The 16,695-nt window shown below is 38.3% G+C and carries 19 protein-coding genes; 11 read left to right on the forward strand and 8 right to left on the reverse strand.

What is annotated here, in order from left to right; genetic code table 11:
- Window positions 1-34: 34 nt before the first annotated feature.
- A complete protein-coding gene (gene uvsE / locus ABES02_RS05000; protein ID WP_430131586.1) occupies window positions 35-1,000 on the reverse strand; it encodes a UV DNA damage repair endonuclease UvsE in 966 nt (321 codons plus the stop codon).
- A gap of 124 nt (window positions 1,001-1,124) precedes the next feature.
- Entirely contained in the window at window positions 1,125-1,271 is a 147-nt protein-coding gene (locus ABES02_RS05005) for a hypothetical protein (protein ID WP_430131589.1), read from the reverse strand.
- 210 nt (window positions 1,272-1,481) lie between these two features.
- Here ABES02_RS05005 and ABES02_RS05010 point away from each other — a divergent pair, with 210 nt between their 5' ends.
- From ABES02_RS05010 to ABES02_RS05030, 5 genes are all read left to right on the forward strand, one after another.
- The gene (locus ABES02_RS05010; RefSeq protein ID WP_430131592.1) at window positions 1,482-2,198 is read left to right on the forward strand and encodes a TIGR02206 family membrane protein; all 717 of its coding nucleotides are present in this window, start codon (window positions 1,482-1,484) and stop codon (window positions 2,196-2,198) included.
- A 158-nt stretch (window positions 2,199-2,356) separates the two neighbouring features.
- Window positions 2,357-3,193, forward strand: coding sequence for a KPN_02809 family neutral zinc metallopeptidase (ypfJ, locus tag ABES02_RS05015; RefSeq protein WP_430131595.1), 837 nt, complete (start codon window positions 2,357-2,359; stop codon window positions 3,191-3,193).
- Between the two features lie 132 nt (window positions 3,194-3,325).
- Window positions 3,326-3,754 carry an SRPBCC family protein gene (locus ABES02_RS05020; RefSeq protein ID WP_430131598.1) on the forward strand — a complete coding sequence of 143 codons (429 nt, stop codon included), beginning with the start codon at window positions 3,326-3,328 and terminating at the stop codon, window positions 3,752-3,754.
- Between the two features lie 546 nt (window positions 3,755-4,300).
- A complete protein-coding gene (locus ABES02_RS05025) occupies window positions 4,301-5,128 on the forward strand; it encodes a formate/nitrite transporter family protein (protein WP_430131601.1) in 828 nt (275 codons plus the stop codon).
- A gap of 155 nt (window positions 5,129-5,283) precedes the next feature.
- Window positions 5,284-5,478, forward strand: a complete 195-nt coding sequence (locus tag ABES02_RS05030) for a YwbE family protein (RefSeq protein WP_430131604.1) — start codon at window positions 5,284-5,286, stop codon at window positions 5,476-5,478.
- 81 nt (window positions 5,479-5,559) lie between these two features.
- Here ABES02_RS05030 and ABES02_RS05035 read toward each other — a convergent pair whose 3' ends face one another.
- Window positions 5,560-5,814 (reverse strand): hypothetical protein, encoded by a 255-nt coding sequence (locus ABES02_RS05035; protein WP_430131607.1) that lies wholly within the window; start codon window positions 5,812-5,814, stop codon window positions 5,560-5,562.
- Between the two features lie 139 nt (window positions 5,815-5,953).
- Window positions 5,954-7,051 carry a 3-phosphoserine/phosphohydroxythreonine transaminase gene (serC, locus tag ABES02_RS05040; protein ID WP_430131610.1) on the reverse strand — a complete coding sequence of 366 codons (1,098 nt, stop codon included), beginning with the start codon at window positions 7,049-7,051 and terminating at the stop codon, window positions 5,954-5,956.
- A gap of 239 nt (window positions 7,052-7,290) precedes the next feature.
- Here serC and ABES02_RS05045 point away from each other — a divergent pair, with 239 nt between their 5' ends.
- Window positions 7,291-7,428, forward strand: coding sequence for a hypothetical protein (locus tag ABES02_RS05045; protein WP_430131613.1), 138 nt, complete (start codon window positions 7,291-7,293; stop codon window positions 7,426-7,428).
- Window positions 7,425-8,036: a hypothetical protein gene (locus ABES02_RS05050; protein ID WP_430131616.1), complete on the forward strand. Its 612-nt coding sequence runs from the start codon at window positions 7,425-7,427 to the stop codon at window positions 8,034-8,036. Before ABES02_RS05045 ends, ABES02_RS05050 begins: the two co-directional genes overlap by 4 nt.
- Window positions 8,037-8,265: 229 nt before the next feature.
- Here the strand turns inward: ABES02_RS05050 and ABES02_RS05055 are convergent, their stop codons facing one another.
- The gene (locus ABES02_RS05055) at window positions 8,266-8,484 is read right to left on the reverse strand and encodes a hypothetical protein (protein WP_430131619.1); all 219 of its coding nucleotides are present in this window, start codon (window positions 8,482-8,484) and stop codon (window positions 8,266-8,268) included.
- A 204-nt stretch (window positions 8,485-8,688) separates the two neighbouring features.
- Window positions 8,689-9,192 (reverse strand): N-acetyltransferase family protein, encoded by a 504-nt coding sequence (locus ABES02_RS05060; protein WP_430131622.1) that lies wholly within the window; start codon window positions 9,190-9,192, stop codon window positions 8,689-8,691.
- Between the two features lie 377 nt (window positions 9,193-9,569).
- Between ABES02_RS05060 and ABES02_RS05065 the strand changes: the two genes are divergently transcribed.
- Together ABES02_RS05065 and ABES02_RS05070 are read left to right on the forward strand one after the other, a co-directional pair.
- A complete protein-coding gene (locus ABES02_RS05065) occupies window positions 9,570-10,139 on the forward strand; it encodes a class I SAM-dependent methyltransferase (RefSeq protein WP_430131624.1) in 570 nt (189 codons plus the stop codon).
- Between the two features lie 106 nt (window positions 10,140-10,245).
- A complete protein-coding gene (locus tag ABES02_RS05070) occupies window positions 10,246-10,746 on the forward strand; it encodes a hypothetical protein (RefSeq protein ID WP_430131627.1) in 501 nt (166 codons plus the stop codon).
- Between the two features lie 34 nt (window positions 10,747-10,780).
- Here the strand turns inward: ABES02_RS05070 and ABES02_RS05075 are convergent, their stop codons facing one another.
- Both ABES02_RS05075 and ABES02_RS05080 read right to left on the reverse strand, forming a co-directional pair.
- Window positions 10,781-13,093 carry a thiamine pyrophosphate-dependent enzyme gene (locus tag ABES02_RS05075; RefSeq protein WP_430131631.1) on the reverse strand — a complete coding sequence of 771 codons (2,313 nt, stop codon included), beginning with the start codon at window positions 13,091-13,093 and terminating at the stop codon, window positions 10,781-10,783.
- An 18-nt stretch (window positions 13,094-13,111) separates the two neighbouring features.
- Window positions 13,112-14,122, reverse strand: coding sequence for a 2-oxoacid:acceptor oxidoreductase family protein (locus tag ABES02_RS05080; RefSeq protein WP_430131634.1), 1,011 nt, complete (start codon window positions 14,120-14,122; stop codon window positions 13,112-13,114).
- Between the two features lie 345 nt (window positions 14,123-14,467).
- Here ABES02_RS05080 and ABES02_RS05085 point away from each other — a divergent pair, with 345 nt between their 5' ends.
- Both ABES02_RS05085 and ABES02_RS05090 read left to right on the forward strand, forming a co-directional pair.
- Entirely contained in the window at window positions 14,468-15,043 is a 576-nt protein-coding gene (locus tag ABES02_RS05085; protein ID WP_430131637.1) for a hypothetical protein, read from the forward strand.
- Window positions 15,044-15,381: 338 nt separating this feature from the next.
- Window positions 15,382-16,683 carry an MFS transporter gene (locus tag ABES02_RS05090; RefSeq protein WP_430131640.1) on the forward strand — a complete coding sequence of 434 codons (1,302 nt, stop codon included), beginning with the start codon at window positions 15,382-15,384 and terminating at the stop codon, window positions 16,681-16,683.
- The last annotated feature ends 12 nt before the right edge of the window (window positions 16,684-16,695 follow it).

Below are 16,695 nucleotides of genomic sequence, written 5' to 3' on the forward strand. Positions count from 1 at the left end.
ATAAAACAAAGCACCCAATCGTTCGGGTGCTTTGTTATTTAAGTAGGAAAGTAGAACCATCTATGATCTCTATATCGTCTCTTTTTTTGACCTCTTCCATTAAGTTGAAAAGGGCTTGGTCCTTCATTTTCGCTTCTATCATGCAATCAATGTGTGGGATACTTCCCTTTATTTCTTTTAAAAAGTTGAAAAACATCGTGATGTCTACAAAATCTGAATGATGCCGAAATACTTTTTCGCTTTTTGGACTAGATATATGCATTTTGATTGGGAGCGGGGAATACTTCCATGTTTGCACGACTCGGTCCCAATGATCCGCCCAATTTTCATGATGATTGTGAGCTAGGTGATGATGATAATCAAATACAAGTGGAATGCCGAGTTTTTCACATAAATAGAGAGTATCTTCCAGTGTAAAAGAAGTATCATCATTTTCAAGCATAATCATTTTTTGAATAACGGACGGCACGTGCATCCAATTTTCTAAAAACCGTTCAAGCGAATTTTCCGTTTCCTTGTAGTTGCCACCAACGTGCATGACACATCGGTGGGTAGGAGCTATTCCCATTTTCTTTAATAATAAATAATGGAGCTTTAATGTTTTAATGGAGTTTTTCAAAATGTCTTCATTTGGAGAATTGATTAGAACAAAGTGATCAGGATGAAAATCGATTCTCATTTCATGGTCATTTACAAAATCACCGATACTTTGAAGAATTCCTTTTAAAGGTTTCAGATAATCCCAATCGAGGAGTGCTTCATGATTGGCCAAAGGAATAAGACGAGAAGAAAAACGGTAAAAATGGATTTCAGAAGCTGCATTATGCTTGAGCAGCCTTAATGTATTTTCTAAATTCGTGAAAGCAATCCGTTCCAATTTACGCAGTGCAGCATCCCGATCCTCTATTTTCTGGAATTGAGCATAAGTCATCGTTTTTGATGGGGATGCATTTTTAACCTCCATACTCATGGCAACATAGCCTAGTCGAACGATCGTCATTTTTTCCACCTCGTCTACAGTATGGAAAATAAGTAGGATTGTTAGCCAAAAAGTTAATAAAAAGGTTTAGTTTTTAGTGAGATGACTATAGAGTTGGTTATCAGTCTGAAAATTAATTGATTAGTTATTTTTTTAGACTCAATTCTGAGAAGTGAACAAGTATAATTTCCTGGTGGGGTGCTCCTTCTTCTGATATTTCACAGAAACCGGATGCGTATTGTTGGAGAATAACGTATTCTTTCCCATTATAAATGACAAGTAGTTTTTCCATGAAGTTCACATCCTTATTTTTTATTAATCATAATGGATGTGAACCCCCTTTGTCTGTGTCTTCCTTATGACATCTATCAGGGTATAAGTGGAAATTTGCTAATTTTTAAAAGGTTAATTGATTGTCAAAAAATAAAGTCGTAACTAGATTTTTTGTAGTTGAATACAATGGAGGGAACAGCTCTTTTATGCAGATAGAGGTGATGAAATCATGTTTTCTGTTACAGAAATGCGGGATTTCACGTTGTTTTCAACGCCCCATGTTGTTACGTTATTAATTTTCTTTACTACTTGTTTCCTTTTCGTGAATTACAGAAAGAAACTTAAGCAACACCAAGCCATAATAAAATGGTCATTATTTACTATTTTGCTTGTTTGTGAGATATCGATACAGTTGTATTTAATAATAGTAAAGGAATGGGAAGTCAGTGACCTTCCATTTCAAGTTTGTTCACTAAGTACCTTATTAGCGCTGTTCTTATGTTTGAAAAAAAGCCAAAAAATGTTTAATCTATTTTTCTTTATCGGTTCACTTCCTCCCGTTTTAAGTATGATTTCACCGGATATCGTCCATCAATTTCCTCATTTTCGATTTATTAGATACTTCCTTCGACATTCAGCCATTCCGTTAGCGGTATTGTATTTTATCCTATTTGAAGGTTACAGGGTTCCCAGGAAGGCCATTTTGTCCAGTTTTTTAACGATAAACATTATCGCAGTGCCGATTTTTTTCTTGAATCAACTACTGGGCACGAACTTTTTCTTCTTGGCGGGACCATCCGAATCAACAACGATCTTATCTTTGTTTGGGAGCGGAATTACCTATTATATTATTCTCGAGGCCCTTGCCCTGATTGTTTGTATTATCACGTATATTCCCATGGGTATTTTACTAAATAAAGAAAAGAAGAAATTAAGTGTTGATTGAAGAATCTGTGGAAGACCAAAATGAATCAGTTATATTCTTTAGAGGTGTGCCGTTTTTAGTGCACCCTTTTTGTATTGTAAATTAAATGAACCGGGATATTTTAAATGAATTTTACAAAGGTTATTTCTATTGGTTTTTACTTTTAGGGAGGTTTTAAAATGATTTGGAAAGGAAGACGGCAAAGTTCGAACGTTGAAGACCGGAGAGGCATGGGCATTGGTGGCAAAACAATGATTGGAGGAGGTATAGGAGGTCTGATTATCGTCCTCCTCATTACATTTCTTGGAGGGAATCCCGGAGATTTAATTAACAACACGTCACCGAATACTGAATCGAATATTAACACTCCATACAAAGAATCAGCCCAAGAGAAGGAACAATCTGACTTTGTCTCAGTAGTCCTTGCTGATACTGAGGATGTATGGTCAGAGGTATTCAAAAAGAAAGGGTTGACATACGAAAATCCGACGCTCGTTTTGTATAAAGACAGCGTCCAATCTGCATGTGGATCGGCCAGTTCGGCTGTAGGACCGTTTTATTGTCCAGGTGACCACAAGCTATACATAGACTTAAGTTTTTATGAGGAACTGCAACAACGATTCCAGGCACCTGGTGATTTTGCCATGGCGTACGTAATTGCCCATGAGGTTGGCCATCATGTACAGACTTTGTTGAATAGTGGAGGACAAGCTTCAGCAGCAGCGAAGCGTACAAATGATTATTCCGTCAGATTTGAGTTGCAGGCTGACTACTTAGCGGGCGTTTGGGCTCATTATGCACAAGGTAAGGGATACCTAGAAAAAGGTGACCTTGAGGAGGCATTGAATGCAGCCAAAGCGGTCGGTGATGATAACATCCAGAAAAAATCACAGGGCTATGTAGTTCCTGAAAGTTTTACGCATGGAACTTCCGCGCAGAGAAAACACTGGTTTAAGAAAGGATTCCAAAACGGCACCATAGAGGGAGGAGATACCTTTAAAGCTTCAAACCTTTAACGATACGTAAAAAATGAAGCGCTACCAAATGGCTGTTTTTTTAATACTAAATATGCTAATATGGATTACAACTTATATTGCCACTACAACTCAGATATGAAAGAAATTAGTTTAAGAGAGGCGGGTAATCAAATGGAAACAACGAATAATTCAAAAGTAACGGTAAAAACAACCGTTCAGGCACCAGTAGAAAAAGTATGGACATATTGGACAGAGCCAGTACATATTACAAAGTGGAACAGTGCTTCTGACGACTGGCACACACCAATTGCTGAAAATGATTTAAGGGCTGGCGGGAAATTTCATTCTAGAATGGAAGCTAAGGATGGCAGTTTTGGATTTGATTTTGGCGGGGTGTATGATGAAGTGAAATCGCTAGAACTTATTGCCTATACTCTTGGCGATGGAAGAAAAGTTCAAATCACTTTTAATGGTCAAGGAAACGAAACCGAGGTTATTGAAACATTTGATGCGGAAACCATGAACCCGGTTGAAATGCAACAACAAGGATGGCAAGCAATTTTGGATAATTTTAAGAAATATGCAGAGAACCAATCATAAAAAAATGTGCAGCGAGCCCAGTTATTTTGATAACTGGGTTCTTTATTTCGTTAAAAAAGTGCACATCACCCATTTTATAATCATTTATGTGAAAGTTCAAAAAATTACAAATAAGTGCTGTTTTTTTGTAAATACTTTTGTCCTGCTTTTTTGTACTTTTAAGGTAGTTCAAAAAGGAGGAATGAAGGATGGTTAAGAAGAAAAAAGCATTAATTGGTTTACTAGTTATATTGTCCTCGGTTATACAGGAACAAATGCCGCTGGCGGACCAAGTGATTACGATATGTACCTTTTAAAATTTAATAATTTACTTGAAAAATAATATTGGGCTGCCTCTCCGTTTTGGAGAGGCGGTCTTTTTTTGGAACGAACATTAATACACTTTTTTCTAGTTGAAAACAGACCATCATGAATGATATTGCTAAAATGATTATCTAATAAAATATTAAAATTTAAAAAACGTTCACATCGTTTTCCTTAAAACTGCGGTAAAATGAGTATGTTAAATATTTCACATAGTCTAAATTAGACGAGGGAGAACTAGTTATGGCGTATAGTAAACCAGAAAAAATTATGGAAATCACTGTAGAAAATGGTGTAAAGAAAACAAAATATGCTCCTTTGCAAACATTGATATTAGGGTTTGAGGCAGGAGCCTTCATCGCTTTAGGATATTTACTTTTTATCCGGGTTACGGCACCTCTGCCTGTCAATTTACAAGGACTTAGCAGTTTAATAGGGGCATCGATTTTCCCTATTGGACTTATATTAACGTTACTTGCAGGAGGAGAGCTTTTAACTGGGAATATGATGGCCGTTCCAATGGCAAAGTTGGCAAAAAAGATATCGGTAACAAAGGTCATTTGGAATTGGTCACTAGTGACGCTGAGTAATTTCGTTGGTGCTGTTTTTGTTGCTTATGTTTTCGGTCATTTGGTAGGATTGACGGAAACCGGGCCATTCTTGAATCAAACGATTACGATTGCCCAACATAAATTAGAGGCATCTTTCCTACAAGCCTTTCTCTCAGGGATTGGTTGTAACTGGCTAGTTGCGGCTGCTGTTTGGCTTTCTTATGGATCAGAAGATATGTCTGGAAAAATTCTTGGTATTTGGTTTCCAACGATGGCTTTTGTCGCTATTGGTTTTCAACACGTTGTTGCAAACATGTTTGTCATTCCAGCGGCCATCTTTGCAGGTCATTTCACATGGCTAGAATACCTACACAATTTTCTTCCTGTCTTTTTAGGAAATGCCGTTGGCGGAGTCGTGTTCATTGGTATGGCTTACTATCATGCTTATAAGAAGAAAGAAACTCCATTTAAGGGAGCTGCGGTTGTTCAACGCATGGTTAAGAGCGGAAGTGGTCGATAGATTCATATTTAGGAAAAAATGCTGTAGCCGAAATTGGCTAGAGCATTTTTCTTTTGCTACCCAAGGACTTTTGATAGTATTCCAGTAAATCATCAAAAGTACGATTCTTGTTAATAATACCTCTAATCAGTACAATTGGAAGGAGAAAAATTCATATGCCAGGAACTAAAAGAGAAAATATTAAGCTAGGTACAAAAGTAAGAGTTGTCCAAAAACAAGACCAACGTTCTGGAAAATTAACGGAGGGAACAGTTTCAAAAATATTGACCAATTCACCTACCCATCCACATGGAATAAAGGTCATGCTAGAGAACGGTATTGTAGGTAGAGTGAAGGAAATATTGGATTAAAATAAAACTAATACTAAAATTGAATAAGAGCAGCTAAATTTTGGCTGCTCTTATAAATTTGATTTCCACAAAAATATTCCTTCAGCGGTTAAAAAAAATAGGCAGGATTTCAGGGTTCTTTAAGGTGATTAGACCTAGTACCACAAATAAAAAGCCCATGACCCAAAAAATCAAAGCAACTGTTCGATAACTTGCAAAAAGAAATTCTGAGAATATATCCGCCAATGTTTCTAATAAAGCGACCCAGAAAGTTTCTCCATTTTCTCCCATCCCCCAAAAGATCCATCCTAACAGAAAGAAGAACAACCCAAATAAGAAGACTATGAGTACTCCCATCACAGTTATCACCAGCCTTTTTCTCATTTTATTAATCAACTGCTTGTTAGTTGAATAAGAAAAAGGCTGTAATAAAGTTCATTGATATTTAAAAGGAAAACGACCTTACTCCATGGAATCAGGCCGTTTTTTTAATAATTTAGTTGTTTTCCTTTTGGAATTGAATCATATACTCACTGAATGCCTGGCACGCCTCAAATGGTACGGCATTGTAAGTGGATACGCGGACCCCACCAATGGAGCGATGACCGTTAACTCCAACAAAACCTTTTCGTTTCGCCTGATCTAAGAAACGTTTTTCTAATTCTTCTGTTTTTAAATTAAAGGTTATGTTCATGAGAGAACGACTGTCCTTTTGAGCATGACCGATATAATAACCATCACTAGAGTCAATTGCATCATAAATCAGTGTAGCTTTTTTATCATTCAGTTCAGAAATGGCATTTAATCCACCTAACTCACGAGCCCAATTTAGGACTTCACCCAGCATGTATATGCCAAACGTTGGCGGTGTGTTATACAAGGAATTGTTCTTAGCATGAGTGCTGTACTTTAACATGGTTGGGATATTTGTGTTAGCTTTTTCAAGCAAGTCTTTACGGATAATGACAACTGTCACGCCGGATGGACCGAGATTTTTCTGAGCACCTGCGTAAATGAGAGCAAACTTGCTTACATCAATCGACTTGGACAGAATATCGCTGGACATGTCTGCAATTAATGGAACATCACCAGTATTTGGATATTCCTTCCACTGTGTACCGTAAATGGTATTGTTAGATGTTATATGCAAATAGGTATCTTCTTTTTTATAATTCAGTTCATCAAGCTTCGGAATGCTTCGATATTTGCCGTCTTTCGTAGATGCCGCTTGGTATACTTCACCGAATAGTTTTGCCTCCGAGAATGCCTTCTCAGACCAAGAACCGGTCATCACATATGCTGCTTGTTTACCAGCCTGTAAAAAATTCATCGGAATCATCGAAAATTGCAGACTCGCACCACCTTGTAGGAAAAGCACTTCATAATGGTCTGGAATAGACAACAATTCTTTTAAACTGGTAATCGCTTGATTATGTACATCCTCATAGGCTTTGCTTCGATGACTAAGCTCCATAACAGACATCCCAGTTCCCCGAAAATCAATCAATTCCTGTTGTGCCTTCTCTAAAACAGTAAAAGGTAATGCAGAAGGACCTGCATTAAAATTAAAAGTACGATTTACTTTTAGTTTCATTTTTCTCACTCCAATTTTGATTTACTTGAATATACCACGTTTTTCGAATTTTATGTTTTCTTTTAAGTGAATTTTTCAAAAAAATATTGACTTTTTTTATATAAAGCGCTTCCAAATCGTGTGTTAATACTTTAACCTACGGATGTCAGACCCGATAAGGAATTTTCGACAAAAAAAGGAGTTATGAAGATTTATGTCGAATTATTTTAGTCGATTTAAATGAAAGGATGATGTTAAGGATGGTAAAGCAAGAAACAGTTGAAAAGGTTGTGGATCTTGTCCAATCAGATGAGAGAGCAAAATCATTTCGGCCTGATTATCCCGTCTCTGAAAATTTGAGGCAATTGATGGTAGTGAGGTTTTTAAGGATTACATGATCTATGTACTAGATCAGTATTATGATGATGCAAACCTTTCGTTATTGAAGGAATATGTAGATGATCATGATCTAAGCTCAGAAAAACAGCAAGGATTACTTTACAATTTGTTTTGGTGGAAATTATTGTATGAATCGACTCAAACTATTACTGGAAACTCTATTGAAGCCTATATTTCAGAAAATTTCCATTCGCTAAGAAAAAAACCTTTGATTTCCTCCTGGTTAAGGGAATGTGATAAGGCGATACCTAAATTTTATTATGTTGGCTATAAATATAATAATCGAGTTCTTGTTGTTATTGATATGTTGACTGATACACCACTAGATGTAATTGTGTATGATCCAACCGCTATCCCGCCCAAAAAAGGGGAAATCGTTATGGGGACACTAATGCCGCTAGGCGGTGGATTGTATTTTCCGATAACGGATTTTTACCATTTCAATTTTGAGGCAAGAGAAGCAATAGCTAATTGCCTACACCACTACTATGACAAGTATCTAAAAAATTCTACCATGCATGAAGCATTTATCCACGTACTATCCGCTATGTTGCAAATAGAAAAAATAATCTTCATAGAAAATCAAGAAAAAACATCTTCAAAATAAATTCTTCTTTTATAAAAAATTATTCCACAACTGGGATCTTCACTAATTATTATAAAACAATAGAATGAAGGGTTACTGTTACTCTTTGCCGGGTTAAGGGCTGAACCCTTTGCACTCGCTATTCTTGCTGACCTTTATGCTTTATTAAGTAAAATAGATGTCAATACAAAATGCCAGAATGTATTCACTTATTCTGGCATTTTTAAACCGGGGATAGGATAATAATAAATTATCTTTTTTTATTTTTGTTATCTTTTGCTGCCAATTGTTTTTTTATTACTTGTTCAAACACTACATATACGTGAATAACATTATCTTCAATATTTTTTACATTTAATACTTTCCCTTTTCGACCTTTAATTTTAATATTCTCATCGATTGTAGGAATATCTGTTCGCAGTTGCGTTAATACCACTGTTTTATTTTCTAAAAAATGAACGACAACCATCTTTGAGTCTCTCCTCATTATTCTAATTTATTTACAAAAGTGCGGATGAAATAATGCATCATCACTTTATAAAATATTGAATAACATTAAGATTTGACCCTATTCACGTAAAAGATTTTTTGATTTCCTTATCCATGGGTTTTTTTAATTTTATGCTGGTTGGAGCTGTGTATAAGTGCTTTGTTAGTGCTGCAAAAATCAAGCTTAATCCATGCCAACCACGGTGCTTCTTCTTTCTAACAAAACCGTATCCCGCCAAATACCGTCCATTTTGCCGATACGCTCACGCATACCAACTTCTTTAAATCCAAATTTATAGTGTAATTTGAGACTGGAGATATTCTCAGGGAAAATACTAGATTGAAGCGTCCAAAACTTCTTCTGTTCACTTATTTCAATTAAAGATTTTAAAAGTGTACTGCCAATTCCTTTTCCGCTACTGATCCTACCAACATAAATACTGACTTCAGCGACGCCAGAATAAACTCGGCGACTTGAAATAGGACTTAACGCAGCCCAACCCAAAATATTGCCTTCTAAGCGTGCCACAATACGACATTCCATTATATGATTGTAATCCCAATCTTCCCAAGACGGAACCTCTTTTTGAAAAGTTGCATTACCAGTTGCGATTCCTTCTAAATAGATCGCTCTGACTTGTTCCCAATCTTCATTTTGCATTTTATCAATAAGTATTGAATTATCCACTTTTAATCCCTCTAAATAGTTTTATATAATTCAATTGTAACTTAATTTAAATGGTAAATTCAAAGATGGCAATACCGGGGGACTTTTTGTGAAAATAAAAGTAACTTATTTTAAATTAAGGCTTTGTTAAACGATATTGTTGTTTTTTTACACTGTTGATTGGAGTGGAAAGCGCTCGACTCCTGCGGGAGTACGGGGCTGGGGAGACCCCACAGGCGCAAATGCGCCGAGGAGGCACCCCGGCACGCCCGCGGAAAGCGAGCGCCTGGAGCGGAAATCAACATCCAAATTTAACAGAACCTAAATAAAAAATCCTTTTAAAAAGGCCCGCAAGAGAATTGAAAATGAATTTATCTAAGAGATAATAGGAGTTATTAATGGATTCAAAAACAAAATGGAATGATAAATATAAAGAACGCTTGAAATATCATAAGGAACCTGTGGCGAATTCAAGATTAAAGGACCTGTCTGCTTATCTTAAAGGTGGCACAGCGCTTGATCTCGCTTGCGGTCTTGGAGGAAACAGTATGTTCCTTGCTCGATTGAACTATCTCGTCGAGGCAATTGATATTTCAGACGTAGCAATTAACTTTGTTAAAGAACAGGCAAAAAGACATCATCTCTCCATCCACCCTCGCGTTGCAGATCTTACGGAAGTAAAGGATATTAATTTCCTAAACAGCCCTTTTGACTTAATTGTTATTTCTTATTACCTTGATCGCTCATTATATCCAATAGTAAAGAGCCTATTAAAAGAGGATGGGTATTTATTTATGGAAACTTATTTTCATTCACAACAGACCGAAAATCAGGGAGTATCAAATCTTTATAAACTGAAATCCAATGAGTTGTTAGCTGAATTTGGAGATTGGCAAGTTCTTTTTTTTGAAGAAAATGAACAAGAGGGACGGCAAACGATATTTGCCAAGTTTCGTATAGATGCATGAATACAGGAATTATCACCTTGCCATCGACTGATGGCTATTTTTTATAATGAAAACATGATAGTATCGATTATAAATCCTAATATTCAGCTGTGTGGGGGAACGGTTTATGGTTGATGTGATTTCTGTAAAAATTGATGGTGAAAGTATTCATGTATTCAAAAGTGCAATTTATATCTTTGAGTCTAGCTCAGGATTTACTTTAGAAATAGATCTGATTGTTAGTGAAGTTGCTGTGAAAAAATATAGGAACATGGAAAACCTTATAATGGAGATAGAGTTAGAAGATGGTAGAATCATAAACTCCATTATGCATTTAAAAGTCTTGGCAGGAGGATTGCCACAGCTAAATTTATTTTGTGAATTAGATGACACTCACGAATATGATGATTTCCAAAAGGTTCATGAAAATGATGCCTGGTTTCCAAATATCGAAGAGGGCATCACTTTAGAAGAAATCAGGAAAGTCGAAATGCCAATTGAAGAGATTAGTTTAAAGTTAAAGCTTCCAATTGACCAGGTGGAATGGGTAAAAAGTCAAAAAAAGAGCGCTTTAAATGAAATGTTGAAAAAATGGATCGACGAATATAGAAAAGTAAACAAAAGCTGAAGCCCAAATAGGCTCCAGCTTTTGTTAAATAGAATTAAAGATAAGGACTTTCGTGCTTTGCTTTGAGCCTCATCCAGCGGCGTTCTACCTCATCGTCAAACATTTGCAGCATGTCTTTACTGTCCTCAGTTAACATATGCTTGGTTTTCCCCATCAACTTCAACCATTCTGTGACAGCTAACCGCTTATTTTTAGCCTCTGGATCATAGGTAATGGTTGTAATTCCGCGTTCCACTTCGTAAAGAGGGAAGAAACAGGAATTAACCGCAGCTTCAACGATTGTTTGACCTAATTCATCCTTTGATTTCCAATTCAATGGACAGGTAATTAAAATTTTGCCGTAAACCAAGCCTTCATTTTGGGCATACCACTGAGCTTTGGCGGCTTTCTTTAAAAGGTCGCGGTCAAACGCTTCGGTTCCGGTAAATACATAAGGAATATGAGTTGCCGCCATAATTTGGGCGGTATCCTTATGATGAAACGGTTTGCCTTTTTGGAACGTACCTACACTTGAGGTACTAGTCATATGTCCCATTGGAGTCGAGTAGGATAGCTGGCTGCCTGTATTCATGTAGCCTTCATTATCATATTCAAGGATAATCATTTTATGGTTTCTTAGGGCAGTACCGATGGCAGGGCCCATGCCGATATCCATTCCACCATCACCAGTGACCATAACAAAGGTAAAGTCATCACTTAGTCCGAGTTCTACAAATTCACCGCGGCGTTTCCGTTCATGAAACATTTCCACAAGTCCAGATAGTGTAGCTGACCCATTTTGGAAGAGATTATGGATGTAAGTCGCTTTATGTGAGCTATAAGGAAACCCTGTTGTCACGACCATCGCACAACCGGTATGGAATAAAGCGACAATATCGCCTTCAATTCCTTTGAAGAAAAGCTCCAGCCCGGAGAAGATGCCGCAGCCTGGGCATGCACCATGTCCTGAAGCTAACCGTTTTGGTTTTTTCGTTAAGCTCCGCATCGGAGGAATTTTTACTTTTAGTTCACCGGTAGTTTCATCAGGAGTAACGGTAATTAAACCGGTGTTTAAATCTTCTTTTTTCATCGGATTTAATACTCGTTTTGGTGCAAAATCAGGGTTACCAGGATTATGCCCAAAATAATCAAACGTCTTTTCCACATACCCTTTATTAGCTGCAGTTAGAGCTAACTGGAAAAACTGTTCGGCGTCATCAGCATAAAAATCTTTGCCGCCTAATCCGTAGACTCGGTTAATCACTTTTGTGTGAGCATTTCCAACTGTTTGCAGGGCAGCTCGTAATTCTAATGCCATATTTCCTCCGTGCGCTCCGTACGAGTCTGCACGATCCCCAACCGTTACGGCTACCACATTTTCCAGTGCTTCCGCTAATTTCTTTTGAGGGAAGGGCCGAATCATATTAGGAGAAATGACTCCTGCTTTGATTCCTTGTAAGCGGAGCTTGTCGGCCACATCTTTACAAACCTCGGCAGCAGAATTTAACATAAATACGGCTACTTCAGCATCCTCCATGCGATATAGATCAAGTACTGGATATTCCCGCCCCGTTAATTTCGCATATTCTTTCGAAATCCTTTCAAAGACATGTTCCGCGTTATACATAGCTTCTGATTGTTGAAAGCAGTTATTAATATAGTCAGGTTCATTCATATATGGTCCGATGGTTACCGGATTTTCGCGATCTAACGCATGAGGAAAATTCTTAGGAAGTTCGCCGATAAATTTCTGAACATCCGCTCTATTTTTCACCACCTGGACACGTCTTTTTTGGTGGGATGTGAAGTAGCCGTCGAACGAAACGATGACAGGTAATCTAACCTCTGGGTCTTCAGCCAGTTTAATCGCGATAATGTTCATATCGTAGACGATTTGCGGATCACGCGCCATTAATATGGGCCATCCGGTATTCAATGCGAAATATAAATCAGAATGATCGCCGTGAATATTTAACGGACCGGAAACCGATCGATTAACTAAATTCAAAACCATTGGAAAACGGGTTCCAGATTGAACTGGGAGTTGCTCTAACATATATAGAAACCCATTGGCACTGGTGGCATTAAAAACTCGACCGCCGCCTGTTGATGCACCATAACATATACCCGCTGAGCCATGTTCACCATCTGCAGGAATCAACACGATATCGTGTTCACCTTTGGCCTTCATCCCATCAAGGAACTGGGCGACCTCTGTAGAAGGTGAGATTGGATAGTAACCCATAACATGATAATTTATTTGGTGGGCTGCATAGGCGGCCATTTCATTGCCTGATTCAAAAACAACACTTTGTTCAACTGTTCCTTTTGGAACAGATAGCTTATCTTGGTTTACTTCTATGGACATGAATATCCCGCCCTTTCTTTAATTTCGAATTGCCAAGTCAAATAAATGGGGCACACGGTTCTTGTCGGCGTAGCCGTCATTATATTCTCTTTCGCTTGAGAGTGCTTCAACTGGACAAGCTTGCACGCATTTTAAACAGCCTTTGCAATATTGGTAGTCAATCCCTTGAAGGAACATTTGTGCGCGGCCCCGTTTGTCTTCCTTTTCTTCCCAAACAAAGCAAAAGTCCGGGCAGGCAGTATCGCAGGCTGCACAATTGATACATTTTTCTTCATGAAAATGGGGGAGCATACCGGCTCGTGAAATGCTTAAATCTTTTAAAAAACTGTTTCCTGGATTTGTAATCATTCCGCCAATGGCCTGAGTTTTATATCCGAGCAGGGGCTCTTTCCTTTTATAAGGTTTAGGCTCAAAACCTTCATCAAGCTCATATATTTTGAATTCGACCTCATTGTACCCCCGGTTAAAGGTACGAATATTTGGTTCAACCAAGTGGGGATACTTCTTCTCGAACGTGCGTCGAATGGTCTGTTTCATAGACTCAGGATCTAAGAAGTCTAGAATCCGATAAAGCGCTCCGAGCATTGCGGTATTGGCTTTTGTTTGCTCTTCTAATGCGATTCCTGTCGCATCAATAATGGCAATGGTTCCACCAGAAATTTTCATTTGCGTTTTTAACTCGTCAGGGGATTTTTGGGAATTCACTAAGATGGTGCTGTCGGGATATATCCCGCTCGTGCAATCGATGGTTTTAAATAGGGCATCATGGAAAATGCCGACAACATGAGGTCGTTCAATGGGAGTGGTGTCACGAATATTGGTATCAGGGTCACAAAAACGAATATGGGCTTTTACTGGCGAGCCTTTTTTCTCGGAACCGTAGGATGAAAAACCGACTCCATTGAGACCGTTTCCAACAACGCCATCCTCTGAAAGCATTTTTCCCGCCAAATTAGCGCCTAATCCACCAATCGATTCTAGGCGGATTTCAAAGAAGCCTAATTCATTGACTTTGGGCAATTTTGACAAATGTATTCCTCCTATCTGAAAAACCGAGTTAACAATTAGAATTTTAAAAATTTTCAATAAATTATACGTTTTTATTGTAACAGGATATAAAAACGGTTACAACAGAATTTTTTCATAAAAAATTATATGGCGTATAAAAGTTGATTATGCTGATGTTATAAGATTTAGATCATGCTTGCGTTACATTTTATTTTAATTATTGATATAGTACAGTTTGTGCTTGTTGTATAACAAAAGGGAGGTAATTATTTTTAGGTTTTTTTGGAAATTTTTTAACAGGGACTTTATTACTATATTAACCTTGTATATAATAAGAAAATAGTAACTAAAGGGGGTTTAGTAGTTTTGTTGTACAACGTTATATTATTCTTACATATTTTAGGGGCAGTTCTTATGTTTGTTGCCGTAGGAATTACCTTATTGGCTATGCTTTCCATGCTTTTTTCTACTAAAACGGAAGGTATCCGGAATTGGTCTGCTTTAGCAGTGAAATTGGATGGATTGTTGCCTTTTAGCGTAATTTTGATTTTGTTTCCTGGTCTATATTTGGTGTTTTCAACATGGGGTTGGGGAAATTCATGGATCAATCTTTCACTCACAGCTATTATTATTATGACTTTTATGGGACCCATCATTAATTTACGTCGGTTAAAGTCCATTTTAAATGCGGCAAATGCTGAAACAAATAATGTTCCTTCAGTCTTATTATTGGAGAAGGTAAGGAACGGTGTTCTTTGGAATTCCGTGTTAATTATGACCATGATGACTTTTGCGATTTTATTTGTAATGACGGTGAAATTATCTATGATTGGTTCTCTTGTTACTTTTGTACTAGCGATTATTCTTGGTTTGATTGCTTCTAAAATTTTATTAGGCCGCGTATCAAAACAGAGTACTTTATCTACAAAAATTGGAATGTAATAATGTTAAGTAAGGGGAGAAGAACGGTTTAGAACTAATCTTCTCCCTTTTTTTTATCGGCTCTGTTAAACGATATTGTTGTTTTTTTATACTCTGTTGATTGAAGCGGAAGGCGCTCGACTCCTGCGGGAGTACGGGGCAGGGGAGACCCCACAGGCGCAAAGCGCCGAGGAGGCTCCCCGAAACGCCCGCGGAAAGCGAGCTCCTGGAGAGGAAATCAACAGCCAAATATAACAGAGCCTTTTTATCTAAAAATTTTCAGAATTTTCTTTGATGCTAGTTATGATTATCGTATAAAATGGAGTGAATCAGGAATTCCTTAGAAAGGCGGATAAGTGATGAATCAAAAAGCAGATGATTCAAAAGCTTTAGAAAGCCAACCGGCTTGGTTACAAAGCTATATTGATTCACCAGAAAAGCAGAAGCAATTATATAATCGGACGTTGATGGTCGTTGTCATTTCACAAATATTCGGGGGAGCTGGACTTGCTGCAGGCATTACAGTGGGAGCACTCCTGGCACAAGACATGCTTGGTTCAGATCGTTATGCAGGTGTTCCGGCATTCTTGCTCACGTTAGGTTCGGCTGGAGCAGCGATGCTGGTAGGCCGGATTTCCCAACGTTTTGGCCGTCGTATGGGATTAGGAGCTGGATTCTTGGCAGGCGGGCTTGGAGCAATTGGGGTCATAATTTCAGCATTAACTGGTAATATTCTTTTACTTTTCGCTTCACTACTAATCTATGGGGCTGGTTCCGCTTCCAACTTACAAGCACGCTATGCAGGTTCCGATTTGGCAACACCAACTCAACGTGCTACAGCCATCAGTATCGCCATGGTATCGACCACATTAGGTGCTGTAGCGGGGCCCAATTTGGTTGGTGTAATGGGACAGTTTGCAGTGTCAATCGGTGTTCCTGCATTAGCAGGTCCGTTCATATTAGGTGCTGGAGCCTTCATTCTCGCTGGTGTGGTACTGTTAGCTTTACTTCGTCCAGATCCTCTCGAAGTTGCGAAAGCCATGAGGGTTGTAACAAGAAAGGACGAGGAACATATTTCAATAGAGAATACCCCCCTTGATAGAATAAAAAATAGGGGAATTGTTGTAGGAGCTGCGATTATGGTCTTAACCCAAATGGTGATGGTTGCCATAATGACAATGACACCAGTGCAAATGAAACACCATGGACATGGATTGAGTGAAGTAGGACTGGTCATTGGTATCCATATCGGTGCTATGTATTTGCCTTCTCTTATAACTGGGATTCTCGTAGATAAAGTTGGACGGACAGCAATGGCGATTGCTTCAGGAGCCACACTACTGGCTGCTGGTGTTTTGGCTGCGATCGCACCAGCCGGTTCAATGCTGATTCTTATCATTGCGCTCGCGATGCTTGGACTTGGCTGGAACTTTGGTGTAATTAGTGGGACTGCACTTATCGTGGATGCCACTCATCCGTCCACGCGCGCAAAGACACAGGGAACGGTAGATGTTCTGATTGCTTTGTCCGGAGCGTCTGGAGGAGCACTTTCTGGAATGGTGGTAGCACAAACCAGTTATACCACACTTTCACTGGCAGGGGGAATTCTTTCACTGCTGCTTATTCCAGTTGTAATCTGGTCCCGCAGCAAATCAACATAGTTTTAAGTTAAT

The organism is Neobacillus pocheonensis (assembly GCF_050477905.1).
Classification (GTDB): Bacteria; Bacillota; Bacilli; order Bacillales; family Cytobacillaceae; genus Neobacillus; species Neobacillus pocheonensis_A.